The sequence below is a fragment of the uncultured Bacteroides sp. genome, assembly GCF_905207245.1.
GTDB lineage: Bacteria > Bacteroidota > Bacteroidia > Bacteroidales > Bacteroidaceae > Bacteroides.
In genome coordinates this window covers 44,681-66,479 of sequence record NZ_CAJLKP010000011.1, presented here as the reverse complement: position 1 = coordinate 66,479, position 21,799 = coordinate 44,681, and the positions used below count along the sequence as shown (strand labels likewise).

Sequence of the window (21,799 nt, the reverse complement as noted above, 5' to 3'; positions counted from 1 at the left end):
AGAATTATGAAAATAAAGAAATATATAACAATGATATTGCTTGCCTTTACGGCAAGCAGTACATTCATCGGTTGCGACGATGATGACTTTACAAATGATGCCCCTCGCTTATTCCGCCCGGTAGCCTCATTGGAAGTTCAGAATAATAATATCATAACTACCTGGGAAAACATAAAAGGAGCTACAGAGTATCAATTACAACTATATCGTGTAATTTCTACCGATGATGCAGGTCAAAATACATATGAGTTGTACACAGAAGCTTCCTGCGAACGCTCTCCCTATACATTTGAAGGATTAAATTGGGATGAGAAATACATGGTTAAGATTAAATGTATAGGAACAAACAAAGAGTCTGAGATGTATACAACAACAGATATCAATGTTACTTATATCTCAAAAATCAAAAGTCTAAAGCTCATTGATAATGCAGCACGCCTAACTTGGGAAGAAGGTGGTAGTACCATTAAATTAGTAAAAGCTGTTCCAGCAACCGAAGGGTTGGAAACTATCATTAAAGAAGTTTCTGAAGGAGAATACATAAATGGCAGCGTTGATATTCCAGGTTTAGTATCAGAAACATCCTATACTGTATATGCTTATAGCAGCGTAGAAGAACAAAGTAACGCTACATATGCCGGAAAAATTACGGGTAAAACAACAGTTCCTATGGATTTTGATGCTTTATTTGGTGCAGGAAAGTGGATTGATATTCGTAGCTATGATGAAGTAGAAGCCGTAGATACATTGAAAACCAAAGAGTTTTGGCAGCAGGTTACAGATGGAATGACCATTATTCTGAGAGGAGACTTTGATTACAAGGTTAATAACAGCATTCAGTTTGATCGTTCTGTTACTTTTAGAACAGCCGCTACTTTAGGAGGTAATGCACGTTTTATCTCCAGTGGTGGTTTACAATGTAGCAAAAATGTTACCATTGATAAAATCGCATTTGAAAACGTTGATTTCTATAGTGATATGGCGCTTCCCGGAGGTGGAAAAGAGGTTGCTACCACTGATGATAAAGGCTTCGGTGGACGACAAGTATTCAACGAGAATGGTACGAATTCTACTATTAAAGAATTGGTATTCAGAGGTTGCCATATTGAAGGATATCGTGCAATTGTACGTGCACAAGCAGATAGCGATAATATCACAAGTTTATTATTTGACGAATGTACGATTAATGGAGTTGGTGACCAGGGAATGATAACAACCAATAACAAGAAAGCTGATTGGAGAAACGTGACTTTCAGAGACTGTACCATTACTAATATTGTAATGTTAGGAGATCTTCGTTCCACAGCGAAACAACTAACTCTAAACATAGAAAATTGTACTTTCTGTTATGCACCTATAGAAACAACAGCTAATGCAAATACTCCTTTATTCCGTTGTGATAAGAACGCTGTTATAATAAATATCAGTAAAACTCTTTTTGGTCCATCCATGGCCTCAGAAGGAAGTGCCGGATCTAAGATTAAAACTTATACAGCAGGAACTGTCGGCTCTATCTTCTTAAACGCCAGTGCAGCTTTGGTATCTGCAAGTCAAAGTTACAAAACAGACTTTAAATGGACAGAGATTGGTGAGACTAAAGTAACATATCCAATAGATGGACTTATTGGATTATCCATGAGTGAAAACGAATTATGGAGCACCCCTGCAAAAGGTGATTATAAAGTCATTGGAAATATCGGAGAATCTGGTATTGGAGCTTCTAAATGGCAATAACTGATTTGTAGTTTAACAAGATTAAGAGGGAAATGGGTACATACTACATTTCCCTCTTTAACTATGCACGCAAAGAACTTGCTCTCACCAGATTCCTTACGCGCCATTTGCAAACAAGGAAGACAAGGTGCAGCCCCCTTTAAAGGTTATACCACAGCCACCGAGGGATCTGACTGGATCATTAGATGTGCCAGAAAAGAGAGCAATCAACCATTATGGATATTGGTATGGGGAGGACTCGACGACTTAGCCCAAGCCTTACATGATGCTCCGGATATCCGGAATAAAATAAAAGTATACTGGATTGGCGGACCAAATAAAAAATGGAGTACCAATAGTTATATATATATTGTCAAAAACTTCCCCGACCTTTGGTTTATTGAGGCTAATGCTTCATATCGCGGATTCATAACTAATGATAAACTACCCGGTAAGTTCAATAAGGATTATTACGATAAATGTATTCGCGGAGCCGGTTATTTGGGAGAAGACTATATAAAATATTACGATGGAAAAGTTAAGATGGGAGATACACCATTATTATTATATATGATGGATGGTAATCCAGACAACCCTCAAAGAGAAAGTTGGGGAGGAAATTTTGAGAAATTTACTCATAGTCCGAGAGTCATTTTTGATCGGGCTACTACCCTTAAAGACACGGTTCCGGTATATGCTATCATAGAATTTCGGATAAAAGGACCTGAGATTAACACACCATCAGATTCAGTTTGCTTCACCCTGACTGTGGACAAGCAAAACTGGGATGGGCTCTATCTTGGCAACGGAAAATATGCCGTCAGGTATGCCCCCAAAGCCACTGCCGTCCTGACTTATAAAATAACTTCTGATATTCCGAATTTTCCAGAACAAATCGGAGAATTCGTTGTAAATAATGCATGGCCTGGAAAAATTAATATAGATGACTACAAATTAGGAAATAATTGGTACACCGACCGAGAAGATATAAATTTGTTTGAAGGAAAATGGCAAGGAAGTAAAACTGTATCAAAGTGGCGCAAAGCTGTTCTGCAAGACTGGGCCAAACGCTGGGAATGGCTTAAATAATACATATCTAAAAAATAACAGTAATATGAAAAAGTTATTATTATACATCTGCTTCATTAATATATACTTTCAAGTATTTTCACAACCACGCACTCTTCCCTGGAGTAACGGTCCCTTGCAAGTATCGACCAACTCCCGCTATCTCCAGCACTCCAATGGCACCCCCTTCTTCTGGCTCGGAGATACCAGTTGGTTACTTCCCGAAAGACTAAACCGGGATGAAGCTGAATATTATCTGGAACAGTGTAAACAAGCCGATTTTAATGTCGTACAAGTGCAAACCATCAATGGCGTACCTGCTATGAACATCTATGGCCAGTCCTCCATGCCAGACGGATTCGATTTTTCCAATATCAACCGTCCCGGTATATACGGCTATTGGGACCACATGGATTTCATCATTGATGCCGCCGCCCGTAGAGGCATTTATGTTGGTATGGTATGTATTTGGGGCGGACTGGTAAAAAGTGGCAAGATGAATATAGAAGAAGCCAAATCTTATGGTACTTTCCTTGCCAACCGTTATAAAGACCACCCTAATATCATCTGGATAATTGGTGGAGATACCTACGGAAACATTAAAACCGAGGTTTGGAATACGCTTGCTACTACTATCAAATCCATTGATAAAAACCATCTCATGACATTCCATCCCTTCGGCAGAACTCTTTCAACCGAATGGTTCAATGATGCTTCTTGGTTAGACTTTAACATGTTCCAAAGTGGACATCGCCGCTATGGGCAAAGCAAAGATGACAAAAACAGCTTACTACCACAGGGTACGGAAGAAGACAATTGGCGGTATGTGGAACATAGCCTTGCTAAAAGCCCATTACGTCCTGTCATTGACGGTGAACCCTCTTATGAAGCCATTCCGCAAGGGCTTCACGATCCCAAAGAAGGCTTTTGGACAGACAAGGATGTACGCAGATACGCTTATTGGTCAGTCTTTGCCGGTGCATTCGGACATACCTATGGTCATAATTCCATCATGCAATTCTTAAAACCGGGAGTAAATCCTGCCTATGGAGCAACCAAACTATGGTATGATGCATTAAAAGCCCCAGGATTCAACCAAATGAAATACTTGAAAAGATTACTACTCGCTTTCCCGTTCTATGAACGCATACCTGACCAAAGCTGCATCATTGGTGAGAATGGCATAAAGTATGAACGCCTCACCGCTACACGAGGAAATGACTACATATTAGTGTACAGCTACACAGGGCGTTCCATACAAATCAACCTCAGTAAAATCAGCGGAGAAACGAAGCAAGCCTGGTGGTACTCGCCTCGTAATGGTGAATTATCATATATAGGAGAGTTCAATTCAAAATCAGCTACCTTTCATCCAAAAGGCAGCCAGGAAAATGGCAACGACTGGGTGCTCATTATTACAGAAAAAGCCAAAGAGTACACAAAATCCTTAGAATAAGTGATTTATAACACATATAAAGTTACTTCTTCCCCCCCTTGTCCCTATATTCCGTAGGTGTCATCCCCATCTTCTGCTTGAAGCATTTACTGAAATAGCGTGGGTCGTTGATGCCTACCATATAGGAAATCTGCGTCATGGAATATTCTCCGGTTTCAATGAACTGAACAGCACGCTTGATACGCATTTCCTTGATAAATTCAATGGGTGCCAAACCTGTCAATGTCTTCAACTTCTTGAAAAAAACAGAACGGCTGACGGCCAGTTCCTGCACCAAATCATCTACCACCAGATCACCGTTATCCATATTCTTCTCCATCAGGTCTACCAACTTATCCATAAACTTACGATCATTAGGAGACATTTCAGGCCCCTTCTCTTCCACTGCTTCTTCGGTAGAATCAACTGTTGGGGCTCCTGTCATCAGGTTATCACGATAGATGCCCTGCAACTTCTGACGTTGGGTGAGCAAGTTCTTCACACGCGCTTTCAGGTAAGTAGCACTGAACGGCTTCGTGATATAATCATCAGCTCCATACTCCAATCCCTCCAGTTTACTTTCAATAGAAGTCTTGGCTGTTAGCAATACAATGGGAATATGGCTGGTTGTCATGTCTGCACGTAGTTCGCGAGTCATTTCGATACCATCTTTCTCAGGCATCATAACATCACTGATAATGATATCCGGAAGGAATTTCAATGCTTTACTCCAACCTTGCATACCATCCACTGCCTCCACAATTCTATATTCCGAAGCAAAAATACTACGAAGGAACAGGCGAAGTTCGGAATTGTCCTCCACTAATAACATGGTTCCCTTTGAATCCGTATCTTCTGCTGTTTCTTCGGCCACATTATCTTCTTCCGGTTGAGCCGGCACTTCACTTGCAATATCGGTGACCTGCTCTGCAATCTCCATGCCCACCGTAGCATCATCCTGCAAAAATTCCACAGTTTCATCATAGTGCTCTTTCCCTTTCAGGAAATCAACTTTGAAACAACTACCCTCACCCAACTTACTGTCAACTGAAATAATAGCCTTATGCATCTCTACCAGTTCCTTCACCAGTGACAGACCAATGCCGGTACTTGACTGATTGAACAGGTTACGGTCCACCAGATTTTCGAAGCGGACAAATAAAGACTTTTTCTTATTATCGGCAATACCTATTCCTTGATCTTCCACACCTACGGAAACCGTTTTCTCATCTTCACGGACAAGGACAGTAATCATTTTCCCATTCGGAGTATATTTAAAGGCATTGGAAAGCAAATTAAATACTATCTTCTCAAACTTATCCACATCTACCCAAAGATACAATTCATCCTTTTCCGTTTCGAACAGGAAGTCTATTTGATGTTCCTCAGCTACAGACTCGAAGTTTTCCATTATCTTGCGGGTGAAAGCTACCACATTGATACGTTGCACCTGCATCTTCATCTTCCGATTCTGTATTTTCCTAAAATCTAAGATCTGGTTAATCAGCCTCAACATGCGGTTCGTATTCCGTTCCACAACCTGCAACTGTTCACGAGCATCATCCGGAAGCTTAGTATTCTCCAGGACATACTCCACAGGTCCGGAAATCAGAGTTAACGGGGTACGCAGTTCATGAGAAATATCAGTGAAGAAGCGCAGTTTCATGTCGGTCACCTGTTGCTCTACGGATACTTCATGTTTCAGACGATAAATCGTGAATAAAATATATACCGCCGCCACAATAATCATGATAAAGAAAAGCACATACAGGAAATAAGCAAACGGAGTTTCCCAGAAAGAGGGAAGAATCTCAATATCCAGGGTACGTGTGTTTTCAGTCCACACCCCGTCTCCATTCGTTGAACGGACTTTAAAGACATAGTGCCCTTTCGGAAGATTGGTATAAGTTGCCACACGCTGCTTACCAACAGCGTTCCAATCCTTCTCAAAACCTTCCAGAATATAAGCATACTGGACTTCAGAAGGCGCAGAATAATCAAGCGCAGCAAACTGAATGGTAAAGATATTCTCCCTGTGCGATAACACCAGTTCTCGCGTATCATCCAGAGCTTGTTTCAGCACAGAGCCCTGCCCAGGCAGTATGTCCCTATTAGCAATCAACAACTTGGAGAAAACAATGGGCGGTACATAATTACTCTTACAAATGGAATCCGGATTAAAATAAAAGATACCCGTACTGGCCCCGAAAAGCATATTGCCCGATGCTGTATACTCCGAAGCAGCCTCACTGAAACGTGCCCGGAAAAAGACTTCTTTATCAGCATAGTTTTCAAACTTCTCTTCAGAAGGAATGAACTTACTGATTCCGTTTTCCGAACTCAGCCACAAACTACCATTTTTATCCTCCCGTATGGAAAGCAACACATCCGAAGGAAGACCGTCAGACACTGTATAGGACTTAAATGCAGCATTACCCTCCTTATCCAAGGATACCAGTTTATTCAATCCGCCGCCAAAAGTAGCGATGAAGAGTTCTTTGTTCTGAGTAGATACAATCCAATGCACATCATTGTTACTCAAACTATGTTCATTGTCCGGAATACGCAGGAAGTGATGGAACTTCACATCTTCGGGAGTCTTGAAGTCTGCATCAATCATCAGTGCTCCAATGGTAGTTCCGATCCAGATATTTCCCTGATAATCACCTGTAATGAAGCGGGCTTTAGAGCAATAATCTATAGGATAACCTTTCAGATTATTACGGTGGTTCACAAAGACTTCCTTTCCCCCCTGATCGTATGTCATATAGTTTACGCCACCGGCAAAAGTAGCTACCCAAATGCGTCCCTGAGCATCTTCGTATACACAGTAAACATTGTCATCACTCAAACTGTAAATATCGTCTTCCTGATGTTGATAACGGGTAATCTTATACTGATAGGCATTTTTCTGTTTTTCAGCTTTTACCAGTCCATCCCCTTTCGTTGCAATCCAAAGGTTATGTTGACTATCTTGCAAAATGAAATACACAGTACCGCGCAATGGAGTACCACTTTGCGAAACAGTACCGGATTCAGTCAGGTACCCCCGGTTCACACGATTTTTGTCATACACCCGCAGTTTACCATCTTTCAGACCAACCCATAAATTCCGGTCTACATCCTCACAAAGAGCGCGAACTTCATTGCTCAATGATTCATAATCATGAGGAACCGGTGTCATCACCCGGAATTGTGACGGGCGGAATGTTACCTTCTCCAACCCTTTGGAATGCGTACACATCCACAGATTGCCCTGACTATCAGAGAAAGCTGCATGAATTTTATTGGAAAAGCGCCAATCGTGTCCCGACAGACTATTATAAAAAGGACGCAAGCTATTGCTCTCACGGTCAAAGTAGGAGAAACCTCCGCCATAAGGGTGCACCCACAGCACACCGTTAGCATCTTCATGGATATGAAATGCCGGACGTGAACGGTCGCTGCTGGTAGGCTCCACAGCCATTTCTTCACGTTTTAAAATTCGGGTACGAGGGTTGAAATGCATGATTGAACCCGGAGTGTGCTGTTCAAACCAAACTTCGGACGCTTTATCCACATAAACAGAATGGATAGCCCCTTTCGGGAAACGGGAAGCAGGAAAGTGTTCCATTTCCTTTGTCTTAAACTTGTAAGAGAAGAAGCCATCGCTCGCAGTAGTAAATATCATCTCCTCTCCATCTGTATCATCGATGGAAACAACACGGGAAGAAGCCTCCAGAGGCAATAACAGAAACTGCCCGCTCTCTTTTTGATAGCGCCACACACGTCCGTTTCCCGAGCCGAAATAGATTTCCGAATCATGTTCCAAACAAGAATAGAAGGCCTGCCCACCCTTCTTATCCCGTTCTGTGGTTTCAGAGAAATAAAAGACCGGCGTTTTCTCTCCGGAAGCCAGCATTCCCAATCCATTGTCGGATAATATCCATTCATTACCCGAACGGTCTTCATGAACATGAAACACGCGCGTTGCAGAGAATTGTCCCGATTGAGCGGAAAACCATTGTGAAGTCAAACTATAGTCTTGCGGATTGGTCGTTACACGAATGGATCCTTCAATTTCCGACAACAACCAGACCGTTCCTCCCGGAAGCACTTTTATCTTTGTAATATTGGCAGCAGAACCCTCTTCATTCTCCCCCGGCACACGCTCAAACGCTTCTGTACGAGGGTCAAACCGATAGGCATGATTGTCATACGTCTGCAACCAGAGAAAGCCATACTTATCTTCTGTCATATAGTCCACACGGTTATGACTCAGCACGATGCGGTTATCGAGCCGCGCCTTATACGTTTTGAATGAATATCCGTTGAACTTATTAATGCCATCCCACGTAGCAAACCACATATTCCCTTTGCGGTCTTGCAGAATGCTCATTATTGTATTCTGAGAAAGTCCGTCTTCAGACGAATAATGGGTGAAAAAACAATCCGGTTGTGCTTTTACTGACACTGCACACACCAACCCAACTATCAGATATAAGATTTTTTTCATCATAGCACGCCTTTTCTATGCGGTAAAGATAAGGAATTCATATAAAATTCATGTATCTTTGTTTGCATTTTAACAACCACAAGCTATGAGGCACATTACAATTATTCTTTTAGTAGTCCTTTCCGGACATCTCACTTCCATTGCTCAAACAGATACGATTCCTTATGGTATCGTCAAGAACATGCCTGTTTTCTACAAGCAACTAAAACAACAGCTCACTTATCCGATGGCGTGGGGAAATTCCTCTGTCCGCAAATTCGATAAGTGGCGCTCACAGGCACGGGAAGTATTATTGGAATGCATGCAGATTCTCCCTCCCGTTCCTACGGATTATGATATGACAATAGTTGCTACAGAACGGCGCAACGGATACGAAGTCCGGAAAATAATGTTCAATGTATCAGAATGGTACCGTATCCCCGCATACCTGTTAGTACCGGATGGTAAAGGCCCTTTTCCGGCAGTTGTCATGCTGCATGACCACGGAGCCCACTTTTCTATTGGCAAGGAAAAGATGGTACGCCCGTTCGGAGTAACTCCAGAGATAATGGCGGATGCCGACAAGTGGGCGGTAGATTGTTACGACGGACAATATACAGGAGATTATTTTGCCGAACACGGATACGTAGTATTATCCATAGATGCTCTGTTCTGGGGAGAACGTGGCCGAAAAGAAGGAGTAGATTATGACGGACAACAGGCTTTAGCTTCCAACTTCCTGCAAATGGGCAGTTCTTGGGGTGCTTTTATCAATATGGATGATGTGCGGAGTGCAGAGTTCCTTGCTTCGCTCCCATTTGTCGATAAGAACAAAGTGGGTTGCCTCGGTTTCTCAATGGGAGCCTACCGTTCCTGGATGCTTTCGGCAATCACCGACTGCATAAAAGCCTCCGCCTCCATCTGCTGGATGAATACTACCGAATATCTGATGACATTAACGAATAATCAGAATAAAGGCGGCTCGGCCTTTTCAATGCTGATACCCGGTCTGCGCCGCTACCTGGATTATCCGCACGTGGCAAGCATTGCATGTCCCAAACCAACCTTATTCTTCAATGGTACCCAAGACAAACTATTCCCTGTAGAAGGAGTAAAAGATGCCTATAGCATCATGCAGTCTGTTTGGCAGAGCCAGAAAGCCTCCGACCGTCTGGTTACTAAAATATGGGAAGAGAAGCACTTTTTCAATAAAGAGATGCAACGGGAAACATTGGAGTTCTTTAATAAATGGTTGAAATAAATCAAGTTCATACTCCAATCATGAAACGAATCGGAATACTATTCACATTTTGCATAGTCGGCATCACCCTATGCCTGGGGCAATTGCCACACACCTTTACACAATATACCTCTGAAGATGGGCTTGCACAAAAAACCATACAGGGAATTATGCAAGACCATAAGGGAATCATGTGGTTCGCCACATGGGACGGACTTTATAAATTTGACGGATATACATTCAAGAACTATAAAGCACACCCGGGAGACAGTATCGGACTAAGCAACAACCGCCTGGACAACATAAAAGAGGACAAATACGGCTATATCTGGGTGCGAAGCTATGACCACCAGGTTTATCGGTTTAATCCAAGAACCGAGCAATTCCAGGCAATTCCTTATGAAAACTATCTGTCTCAGGACATATATGTGCTTCCATGTGGAGATGTATGGGTGGTTACTGCACTCAATGAATTAATCCGCATAACCATTCAGCCCGACACCCGGGAAATGAAAGCTACAAATTTCTTCAAGTCCCATCAAATCTCATCTTCAGAACGGATTAACTCTATCTTTCAAGATAAGCAACAAAACCAGTGGATACTTACAGAAAACGGGTTATACAGGTTGAGTAAGGATAAGGAGGAAGAGCAACTATCCTCCTACTTCGTCTCTCCCTCCATAAAGGATAAGCAACCCTTTTATGACGTATTAGAGAATGAACATGCCATTTACTTCACATCCAAACGGGGATGGATGTACGAATACCACCCCGATAACGGTCAGTTTTCAAGAGAGGAATTCACCACCCACTCCTCTATAAAGTCTGTCCGGCAACTGAAGCACAATAAACTATTTATCGGTACAGCTTCCGACGGCTTCTTCATTCACGACCTCAAAAGCAAAAACTTCCGTCATTACAACACCGCCACCTGCCCTTCATTAAGGGATAATCAGATTAAAGAAGCATATGTAGACTCCAACGGAGAAGTCTGGATACGTCTGAAGACTAAAGGAGTAACGCACTTCAACCCGGAAAACGAACAATTCGATTTCTTCATCCTGAAAGATAAATATGGGAAAGACATAGTCGATTCCCGACCTGAAATGTATATCTATGAAGATATAAACGGGGCCTTATGGTTGCATCCCTCCGGCGGTGGACTTGCCTGGTATGACCGTAAAAACAACCGGATAAAGCCATTCTACAATCCTGCTTTGCAATCCGGATGGAGTTCCGACAATAAAGTTACCGCCGTTTTCACAGACAAACAAGGTAGCCTATGGTTGGGCTCGTATGGAAACGGACTGGAGAAAGTCTCTTTCAATACCAACCACTTCCATCTTTTGACAGCCGCTCCGGATGATCCTGAATTTCCCGGCAGCAACATTCGTGCTATCTATCAAGACCGTGACGGATATCTATGGACCGGAAACAAAGATAAGATAGTGCGGGTTTACGACAAAGAACAACGCTACATAGGTAATCTTACAGCACAAGGAACCATTTCTCCCCACACCACAGATGAACTGGGCATTGCCTATGCCATTACGCAGGACCACGAAGGAACTATCTGGATTGGTACCAAAGGCAACGGGCTATTTGCAGCCACTCCCCAAAACAAACCATTGACCTATCGCCTGAAGCAATACACAGCCGATACTAACAACATATACAGTCTGAGTGGTAATGAAATCTATAGTTTGTATGAAGATAAACAGCAACGAATCTGGATTGCAACATTTGAGGGCGGAGTAAACTATCTGGAGAAAGGAGTGAATGAAGAATCCGCCCGGTTCATTAACTACCGGAACCGGTTAAAAAACTACCCCATTACCCAGTGTTACCGCACGCGCTTCATAACTTCCGATGCCCAAGACAATATCTGGATAGGCAGTGCCACAGGATTGCTGATGTGCGAGGGAGATTTCAGCGAACCGGAGAATATCACTTTCCATCGCTATAGCCGCATACCGGGTAACCCGCAAAGCCTCAGCAATAATGATGTGCACAATATCTTTTTCACTCAAAAAGGAGAAATGTATGTGGCTACTTTCGGAGGTGGGCTGAACAGATTACTATCACTCGACAAAGAGCAGGCCACATTTAAAGCCTATACCATGAAGAATGGGCTTCCCTCAGACGTGTTATTATCCATCGAAGAAGATGCAGACGGCAATTTGTGGTGTGCTACCGAAGAAGAGCTTTGCAAGTTTATACCGAACACGGAGAAAATCACAAACTATCCTTCCAGAGTTTTTCCGAGACGGATTAATTTCAGCGAAGGAGCTGCACTACGCACACATTCCGACTATCTGATGTTCAACACTGTGAAAGGTATCCTTTATTTCTTTCCGGATTCAATCCACACCAGCACTTATACTCCCCCAATCATTTTTACCCGCCTGCAACAGGCGGAAAAGACGGTAACACCCGAAGAAGGCGGCATACTAACCACCCACATCGATGATACCCAACTCCTGACATTGCCTCATGACAAGAATGGATTCAGTATTCAGTTTGCAGCGTTGGACATGAAATACCCTGATAACATTTCTTACTCCTACCAACTGGAAGGGTTCGAAAAAAACTGGAATGATATAGGGAACCAGCGCACCGCCACTTACACCAATCTTCCTAAAGGACATTATACCTTGAAGGTTCGCTCCACCAACAGTGACGGCGTATGGGTAGAAAATACACGCACATTAAATATCATTGTGCTCCCCTCCTTTTGGGAAACCCCTTGGGCGTATCTTCTCTATGTACTCTTCATCCTGTTAGTCATTTTCACAGCCGCCTATATTCTATTTACAATTTTCAGGCTTAAACATAAAGTCTCTGTTGAACAGGAGATTTCAGATATTAAGTTACGCTTCTTTACGAACATCTCTCATGAACTGCGCACGCCGTTGACTCTGATTGCCGGCCCCATAGAGCATGTATTGCAACATGGCAAGCTGGATAATGAAGAAAGGGAACAATTGGTGTTAGTGGAACGCAACACGAACCGTATGCTTCGCCTTGTCAATCAGATACTGGACTTCCGCAAAATCCAGAACAAGAAGATGAAAATGAGAGTGCAGCAGATAGACCTTATCCCCTTCACCCGCCAGATTATGGAAAGCTTCAACAGGCTGGCAGACGAACATCAAATAGACTTTGGAATGACTACGCAAGTCTCCCAACTCAAAATATGGGCGGACCCGGATAAACTGGAGAAGATATTATTTAACCTTTTATCAAATGCATTCAAGTATACGCCTCAGGGCAAGCAAATTAAAGTGATCGTGCAGGACGGAGAAGATGAAGCAGTGATTGCGGTAGAAGACCAAGGCATTGGCATTGCCGAAAGCAAACAGCAGTCGTTATTCATCCGTTTTGAAAACCTGGTGGACAAGAACCTGTTCAATCAGGCCAGCACCGGCATCGGTCTTTCGCTCGCAAAAGAACTGATTGATATGCATCACGGAACGATAAATATCCATAGTAAGCCCGGTGAAGGAAGTTGCTTTACGGTAAAACTCCCCAAAGGCAAGGAGCATTTCGACGAAACTGTTGAGTTCATCCTGACTGATTACACCATAACCGATGTTGCTCCGGGATACATGAATGCCTCACTAACCTCCCTTGCCGAAAGCGAAGAAGAGAAACTGAATAATGAAAAGGAGACCATCCTGATTGTAGAAGATAATCAAGAACTACGCTTCTTCATCAAAACCATCTTCATCCAGCATTTCAATGTGATAGAAGCCGAAAATGGAATTATCGGATTGGAAAAGAGTAAGAAATACCTTCCGGATATCATTATCAGCGACGTGATGATGCCCGAGAAAGACGGCATTGAGATGGTGCGTGAGCTTCGCGAAGACATGAGCACCAGCCATATTCCTATCGTAATGCTTACAGCCAAGTCAACTATTGAAAGCAGAATAGAAGGTCTGGAATCAGGGGCGGATGATTATATCACCAAACCCTTCAGTGCAGCTTATCTGAAAGCACGGATTTTCAATCTGATTGACCAGCGCAAGAAATTGCAGGCATTGTTCTGTGCCAGCCTGTTGCCCACATCCATTGAGCAACAACCGGACAAAGGAAAAGAAGAGGCTCCCTCCCTCTCTCCCAACGACCGGAAATTCATGGATAAGGTAATGGAGACCATAGAAAAGCATCTGGATAACGGCGACCTCATGGTTGAGGACATTGCCAATGAAGTAAACATGAGCCGCTCCGTATTCTTTAAGAAGCTGAAAACACTGACCGGACTATCGCCCGTTGAGTTCCTGAAAGAAATACGCATGAAACGTGCCGCCCAACTGATAGAAACTGATGAATACAGCATGGCTCAAATAGCTTACATGGTGGGGCTTAATGATTCTCACTATTTCAGTAAATGCTTTAAGCAACAATACGGCATTACCCCAACTGAGTATAAAGAAAGCCGGAAACTGAACATGGATTGACGAAAGGCTATCGAATGCATTTTGCCAAGGCTGCGGCAAGATTTCCTTGCTACTAACCTTTGATTTACAGACTTTTATTCAGGAATGACAAAACAGCTTCCTGTACCTTTATCCCGCAATCATGCGGCATATCCCATAACTCAGTAACAAGTTTATCACCTGCCGAACGGCTTTCCCAAACCTTCCTCATTTCGGCAAAAGCTGCATTCACTCCCACCGGAGGAAACAACTTATCATGCTCGCCATTCAGGAAAAACATGGGTTTGGGACAAGCGATAGAAGCAATATGTGGATAATCCAAATAACGTCTGATACCCGGCAACATATTGGCAAACCCTCCTCTTTCGCGTCCATACTCCCACGAGAACTGGCAATCCGTAGTCACCATCCAGCAAACCGCAGCTCCTGCCTTTACTTTATCTGTCAGCGCCGAAAGCATCCAGGCACGGTACGCCCCCATGGAGAAGCCCACACAGCCGATGCGTTCAGGGTCAACTTCCGGCAATGTCGCCAGGAAATCAGTGGTGTACATATCTTCATAGTTCATAAAAGCACTCCAACTACGTCCCAACATCATAAAGTTGCCTGCCACAGCCATATGTCTGTCACCGTCAATCCCTTCTTTACGCCCGCGTTCGCCCCAGAATATGGCATCAATAGAGATAACCACATAACCATGAGCCGCCAGATAATCGCCTACATATTGCCCACCATAGCATTGTTTAGCCCATGCATCAGCATCAGCCAACACCTCGGGAGACACACCGAAGGGACGAATCATTTTCTCTTTGCCAATTGTATAATGCCCTCCGTGGTCATGAAGAAGTACAACTGCCGGAAATGGTCCTTCGCCGTCAGGAACCAGCATATAGGCATTCACACGCGAATAGCCCGTCAGGTTGAAACGCAGTTTCCTTGCTTTATACCCATCCCGTTGTTCTTCCGCAACTACCTCCAACTTATAATCAGTAGTATAAGGAGGCGGGGCCAACATGGCATCCAGTACTGCATTACGCGCCTTTTTACGCCATTTCTTAAAGTTCTTGACCGGACTGTTTCCCCAGGCCATAGGGTAAGTCAACTCTTGCTTTAGCTGGTCCAGAAAAACCGGCATCTCTCTTTCCAGCTCGTAGCCGGATAAATGCTGAGAAAGGGCGGCCACCGAAGTGACCAACCCTAACACGCAAAGAATGAATTTGTTTATCATATCAAAAACATATATTAATAATTCGGATTTTGTTTCAAATTAGGATTATTATTCAACTGAATGGCAGGTATCGGATAAATTCCCCTCCACTCTTCCGTAACGCCGGTTTTATAGAACCAGGTATCTGTGAAGTAAGATCCAAAACGAATCATATCACGGCGGCGTTGATTCTCCCAGATGAATTCACGGGCTCGTTCTTCTTCTATCTTTTTCAGGGTCAGTTCATCCCAATCGGCCACTCCGCTGCGCCGACGCACCTGATTGACCAATTCGAGTGCTTCGTCCAACTGTATTCCTTGCCTGAACAAAGCCTCAGCCTTCATAAGAAGAACATTGGAATAGCGTTCCAAAATATAATCATTATCCGCTTTACTGCCGGACCATGCTACACCTATCGGTGAATATTTCAATACCCGGTAGCCTTCATTATCCTGTGCGGCAACCATATCTTTGATAGTTGTCAGTACGAGTTGAGTACCTTTATCATCGCATAGCGGAGTCACTCCATCCTGATAATACTGAGGTCCGTATTCCAGAAGTTCCAGCCGTTCATCACCTTCTTCATATCTCTTCAAGGCATCATCAGTGAAGCAATATCCATTGGCCGGAGCAAAAGATAAGTTATACTTTTTCTGGTCGAGGGCATGCTGAGTATAAAGTATAAACTCATTTCCATCCACACCTTTCGACGGGTCTACTGCAAAGGAAGAAATGACTTCCGACGAGTTTGCTTCGTTGGTGGCAAGGAAACAGTCTCCCACTTTATTTTCCAAGGAATAGGCATTTGTTCCGATAACATGATTACACATCGTCACCACATCAGCCCAATGAGCCTCGCCGGCATACACCTCAGCATTCAGGTAGACGGAAGCTAACGCTGTATATACCGCCTCTTTTGTCAAACGGGGATAATAAGCAGCACGATTCACTTCTTTAATGGAAGGCAACTCCGCAGCCGCCTCTGTAAACTCTTTCACCACGAATTCATAAACTTCCTTTCTGGATGCCGTTTTCGGCAAATCATTCGCGTCCACTTTAGCTCCTGTGAAAAGAGGAACATTTCCGAAATAATCCATCGCATAATAATATCCGTAGGCACGAAGAGCCCGTGTCTCTGCAATCAAGGCTTTCAAATCATCTTTCATGGGAGAGGACTCCATACTGGCTATCACAGCATTGGCAGCACCGATTCCCGGAAACAAATAGGTTCCCCAGCAGGTCTCAAGACGGGCATTGTCCGGTGTTATCTTATGCGCCATTATCTGCATATTACCTTCGTCATACCAACCACCACTGGCACGCCCCGGACAGAAAAACTCATCCGTTCCAAACTCTCCTATTCGCCAGCCATCACCGCCTGCCCTGGACATATATGCCAGATATTGATATACACCGACTACAGAAGAGAGAGCTTCTTCTTCTGTCTGATAATAGGTCTCAGGAGAAAGTCTGCCATATAATTCTTCATCCAGATTAAGGCAACCGGACAACATACTGATTCCGACGCCACAGGCAACTATGCTTTTAAATATTCTTCTTGTTTTCATCTTCTGATAATAAATTAAGGTTAAAATGAAACGTTGATACCCATTGTGAAAGTACGTGCTTTCGGATAACTCAGATAGTCGATACCCATCGGAGCCACACCGGTTCTGGAAACTTCGGAGTTTACTTCAGGATCCAGACCGGAATATCCAGTAATGGTGAACAGGTTCTGACCGGAAACAAACACACGTGCACGGGTAATGCGCAACGGTTTGAAACTGAAATCATAGCCCAAAGAGAGATTGTCCATACGCAGGAATGAACCATCTTCTATAAATCTGGAAGAGAACACTTTGGCTTCTTCACGACTCACACCGGCGGTCACAGCTTCTTTCAATACATTTCTACCCGGCAGGTTATTCAGATAAGAGAGGTTATTTGCCGTACAGTTATATACATCATTGCCTACACTACCACGCAGATTCATACTCAGGCTCCAGTTTTTATAGCGCAAAGTAGTAGAGATGCCGTATGTAAAGTCGGGCTGTGCGCAACCGATGATTTCAGACTCACCATCATTGGCAAATTGTTCTTTTCCATCCTTGATACCAATGAACTTCTTTCCATAGAAAGTTCCCAAAGGTTGCCCCGGCATAACCAACTGGGCATAAGACCCGGAAAGACCCTGCCCCTGGCAAGGAGCCACCTTCATATTTTCCCCGGTCCACTTATCATTCGACAGACTTATCAACTCATTCTTATTACGACTGAAGTTCATATTTACATCCCATGAGAAGTCCTTTGTACGCAGCACACCGAATCCTAAATCAATCTCAATACCCTGATTCTTTACTGAACCTACATTGGCAATCTGCGAAGTAATCAAAGACGGAGAAGGAACTGCTACGGAAAGCAACAAATCGGTGGTTTTCTTATAGTAATAATCAATACTACCATGAATTCTTCCGTTGAAAAGTCCGAAATCCAGACCTATATCCGTCTGCGCAGTCTGTTCCCACTTTATATCCGGATTGGAGTATTGTTGCGGCAATACAATAGTCACTTTTTCACCGCCTACCAAATATCCGTTAGTGCTGGCTCCCAGCGTATTCAGAGAATTGTAGTTACCTATTTCCTGATTACCTGTGATACCATAGCTGACACGCAGTTTCAGGTCGGTAAGAATATCGCTATGATAGAATTCTTCTTGAGAAATTCTCCAGGAAGCTGCTGCCGAAGGAAAAACGCCCCACTTGTGGTCGGCACCAAAACGGCTGGAACCATCACGACGTACAGTAGCAGTAAACAGGTATTTATCTCCATAATTATAGTTTATACGGCCATACATAGATATCAGCGTATTGCTTTCGGCAAAGCTGCTTATGCTCTCCACCGTCTTTGCCGCAGCAAGGCTATACCACTTGAATGTATCAGACAAAAAGCCATAGGCACGGGTATGGTTACCTTCATCATAAAAATATTGGTAAGAATAACCCAACATGGCATCAATAGAGTGTTTGCCGAACTTCTGATTATACTTCAGGATAGTTTCCAGCAATTTAGAATAATCTTGCAGCTTTTGCACGCTGACGTAGCCGCCATTACCATTGCCAAGCAGGTTGCTCTTGGATATATAGGAGTTACGCTCAATCGAATTATAAGTGTAGCCCAGATTCACCTGAAATGTGAAAGGTTTATAGAAATTCCAGTCTGCAGTCAGATTACCCAGAAATTTCCTGTTCTTACGTTCATCCAGAATCTCCGATGCAAAAGACACCGGGTTGACACGATAAGGAGGTACATCATTGAAATCACCTTCATCATTATAGACCGGATAAGTAGGATTAAAGACATAGGCTTCGTACAGCATGCTACTTCCCATTTCACTACCAACCGTATTGGATACCGGTGCCTGGTCTGCATTTGTTTCACCATAGTTCAAGTTCATGCTCAGTTTCAGTTTGCCATCCAGTGCCGTATGATTAATATTCATGCGGGCATTGGCACTGGTCATACCGGAACCTAACATGACGCCTTCCTGATCACTGTACCCCAAAGATGCCCGGTAATTTGTATCCTCACCCCCGCTCATAAAAGAAAGGTAATGGTTCTGAGAAATTGCCGTACGAAAAATACGGTCTTGCCAGTCTGCATTATCACCTTTATCATCCAATGTCAGCCCTAAATCATTCACTACCTTACGGTATTCATCACCAGTCAATACATCCAGCTTATTGCTCACATTAGAAATACCTAAACTATAGCTATAGTCCAATTGCTTAACTCCCTTCTTGCCTTTCTTGGTAGTAATCATAATGACTCCATTAGCGCCACGGGAACCATAAATGGCAGTAGCGGAAGCATCCTTCAGAATATTGATGGATTCAATGTCATTAGGGTTAATAGAAGCCAAGGGATTCGCCGACTCCTGATCGAAGAAGTCCGTATTGCTACCATTGGAAGCAATGTGGCTGGAACTTACACCGGCAGAGCTATTAATAGGTACGCCATCAATTACATATAATGGATCATTGGAAGCAGAGATGGATGTACCTCCACGAACACGGATGGTATTAGAGCCACCGGGCTTACCGCTATTCTGGCTGATATTTACACCGGAAAAGGCACCCTGCATTAATTGCTGAGGACTCAAATCGGTACCTACTTTAAACCGATCGCTACTAATGGAAGAGACTGAACCGGTTAAATCAGATTTTTTCATCGTACCGTAGCCTACCACCACTACTTCTTCCAAAGCCTGGGCATCATCCAGCAGTACTACATCAATCGTACTCTGTGAACCTACCACAATTTCTTGTGCCACATATCCTATATAAGAAAACACAAGAGTGATTTTTCCTGAGGGAACCGGCAAAGTATACTTACCATCCATATCGGTAATTGTTCCTACGCTTGAATTACCCTTCACCGTGACATTCACACCAATCAGCGGTTCTTGCTTCGAGTCAGTCACCGTTCCAGTAATCGTCTTGTTTTGTGCGTACAGGCATTGTGTCAATATCAATGCCAATACAAAACATAACTTTCTAAAATCAAAATGCAGTTTGTTTTTCATATTAATACATTTGGAGTTAATAAATAAAGATTCAAAGTTTCTCTATAAGGTTTTGTCTTTCACCTTGCCATGCAAAGGAGGGGATTATCTTGATTTTTAAGGTGAAAAATATGCTCAAATCGGTTAAAAAAATAGTCCAACTGGCTCGGAATGCCTTTATAGAGGGGCTTTAAACAATTATTCCACATATTTTCTACACTTTTTCCCCCTCGGCAATCGTTTATTTTACAACAGAGAGGTTTATAAAAAATCCTCTCCGATATATTCTCAAAGAAAGTATACCAGAGAGGAAAGAACATAGAATAATTCCTGCTTATTTCAGGTGTTTCAATATCCACTTCAACTGCCCGTATTCCGTATCATTGGAAGTCCAGTGTTCATTAATCGGAGTTATCAAAGCTTCCTTCGGACAATCCAGTGTATTATAAACAGCATAGCTGGTGGTCGGCGGGCATACATCGTCATTGTATCCCCAGGTTATGTAAGTAGGCACCTTTATCAAACGGGCGAAATTCACCACATCATAATATGCCATTGTCTTCAGCTTATCAGGGGTATCCATACCTTCTGTCCGGAAGAAGTGGGGGTAACCACCTGCACGTCCGGCTTTATAACCGGCCATATCACTCAAAGCAGGATGATTGGCAACACAAGCAGTAACACGGTTATCCAAACCAGTAGTAATCAGAGCTAAGGCTCCACCCTGACTGCCACCCTGGACAATGACATTCTTGCCATCCCATTCCGGCAAAGAAGTCAGCAGATCAATGCTACGCACACACCCCAGATAAACACGCTTCATATAATAATTATCACGATTATCCAGCCCATTGTTCAGATAACCGTTTTCTCTACCGTTAAAGGCATTACTGATTTCTTTGAATTCTTCCTCAGACATTGTCGGGTTCAGTCCATGTATCTCGATTTCAAAACGGATGCATCCTTCTTCCGCATAATACTTATGGCGCAGAGGTTCCTTGATGGTTTTGATACCTGCTCCCGGAGGACAAAGCACAACCGGACAAGAGCCTTTCGCTGCGTTTTTCGGGTAAAAAAGATAGCCATAAATACCCTGTCCACGATTATTCAGCATTAACTTAATAAAGTAACAATCCACTTTATCTGTGCAATATTCTTTTGCCAGTTCTTTCGTATAAGTCAATGGATACTTGGCAGCTTCCGCTTTATTGTTATCCCAGAATTCATTGAAGTCTTTGGGCATCTGCGTATAAGGCTTGATGTTTTCCGGAGAGAAACCGACTTTCACATGATGCTTATAACTCTTTCCATCCACGGTTGCCGTCATCCGGCAGTCGCGAAAGCCCGGTTCTTTCATTGTTCCGATAGGAATTACGGCTTTACCTTTTTTCAAGGTAACAGAACCAGAGGTTTCAGCAGGCATCATATCTCCGCCTATCTCATAAGATACGGTCACGCCATCCTGTGGAATACCATATTTATAGAATTGCACTTCAACCGTAGCTCTTTCTCCGATCTTATAAATCCAATCAGCATGATTGGGCACAGTAACCCAAAGCACATCGCTCCGGTACGGGTAGTTCTCCGCGATAACAAACGACAGAGGAAATAACAGAGCAAATAACAGTACCAATAAGTTCTTCTTCATCATTGTATTCT

At 43.2% G+C, this 21,799-nt stretch carries 10 protein-coding genes; 5 read left to right on the top strand and 5 right to left on the bottom strand.

The annotated features are described in order from the left end of the window. Positions 1 to 6: 6 nt before the first annotated feature. The 3 genes from QZ135_RS05630 to QZ135_RS05620 are packed head-to-tail and all read left to right on the top strand — an operon-like array spanning position 7 to position 4,237. A complete protein-coding gene (locus QZ135_RS05630; RefSeq protein ID WP_294606637.1) occupies positions 7 to 1,734 on the top strand; it encodes a hypothetical protein in 1,728 nt (575 codons plus the stop codon). Continuing rightward, positions 1,735 to 2,802: a nucleoside hydrolase-like domain-containing protein gene (locus QZ135_RS05625; protein ID WP_308757856.1), complete on the top strand. Its 1,068-nt coding sequence runs from the start codon at positions 1,735 to 1,737 to the stop codon at positions 2,800 to 2,802. It abuts the gene before it with no gap. A 25-nt stretch (positions 2,803 to 2,827) separates the two neighbouring features. After that, a complete protein-coding gene (locus QZ135_RS05620; RefSeq protein ID WP_294606635.1) occupies positions 2,828 to 4,237 on the top strand; it encodes a glycoside hydrolase family 140 protein in 1,410 nt (469 codons plus the stop codon). Positions 4,238 to 4,259: 22 nt separating this feature from the next. On the opposite strand, the gene QZ135_RS05615 is transcribed toward QZ135_RS05620, so the two are convergent. Further along, positions 4,260 to 8,711: a two-component regulator propeller domain-containing protein gene (locus tag QZ135_RS05615; protein ID WP_294606695.1), complete on the bottom strand. Its 4,452-nt coding sequence runs from the start codon at positions 8,709 to 8,711 to the stop codon at positions 4,260 to 4,262. 85 nt (positions 8,712 to 8,796) lie between these two features. On the opposite strand from QZ135_RS05615, the gene QZ135_RS05610 reads away from it, so the two are divergent. Together QZ135_RS05610 and QZ135_RS05605 are read left to right on the top strand one after the other, a co-directional pair. Further along, on the top strand, positions 8,797 to 9,951 hold the full coding sequence (locus QZ135_RS05610) for an alpha/beta hydrolase family protein (RefSeq protein WP_294606633.1): 1,155 nt from the start codon (positions 8,797 to 8,799) through the stop codon (positions 9,949 to 9,951). A gap of 20 nt (positions 9,952 to 9,971) precedes the next feature. Next, complete coding sequence (locus tag QZ135_RS05605) at positions 9,972 to 14,393, top strand: two-component regulator propeller domain-containing protein (RefSeq protein ID WP_294606631.1); 4,422 nt, start codon at positions 9,972 to 9,974, stop codon at positions 14,391 to 14,393. Between the two features lie 64 nt (positions 14,394 to 14,457). Here the strand turns inward: QZ135_RS05605 and QZ135_RS05600 are convergent, their stop codons facing one another. The 4 genes from QZ135_RS05600 to QZ135_RS05585 form a co-directional block, all read right to left on the bottom strand. Beyond that, the gene (locus QZ135_RS05600; protein ID WP_294606629.1) at positions 14,458 to 15,600 is read right to left on the bottom strand and encodes an alpha/beta hydrolase family protein; all 1,143 of its coding nucleotides are present in this window, start codon (positions 15,598 to 15,600) and stop codon (positions 14,458 to 14,460) included. A gap of 14 nt (positions 15,601 to 15,614) precedes the next feature. Then, positions 15,615 to 17,147, bottom strand: a complete 1,533-nt coding sequence (locus QZ135_RS05595) for a RagB/SusD family nutrient uptake outer membrane protein (protein WP_294606627.1) — start codon at positions 17,145 to 17,147, stop codon at positions 15,615 to 15,617. A gap of 20 nt (positions 17,148 to 17,167) precedes the next feature. Then, positions 17,168 to 20,161, bottom strand: coding sequence for a TonB-dependent receptor (locus QZ135_RS05590; RefSeq protein ID WP_294606625.1), 2,994 nt, complete (start codon positions 20,159 to 20,161; stop codon positions 17,168 to 17,170). A gap of 313 nt (positions 20,162 to 20,474) precedes the next feature. Further along, positions 20,475 to 21,791, bottom strand: a complete 1,317-nt coding sequence (locus QZ135_RS05585; protein ID WP_294606623.1) for an acetylxylan esterase — start codon at positions 21,789 to 21,791, stop codon at positions 20,475 to 20,477. Positions 21,792 to 21,799 lie beyond the last annotated feature (8 nt).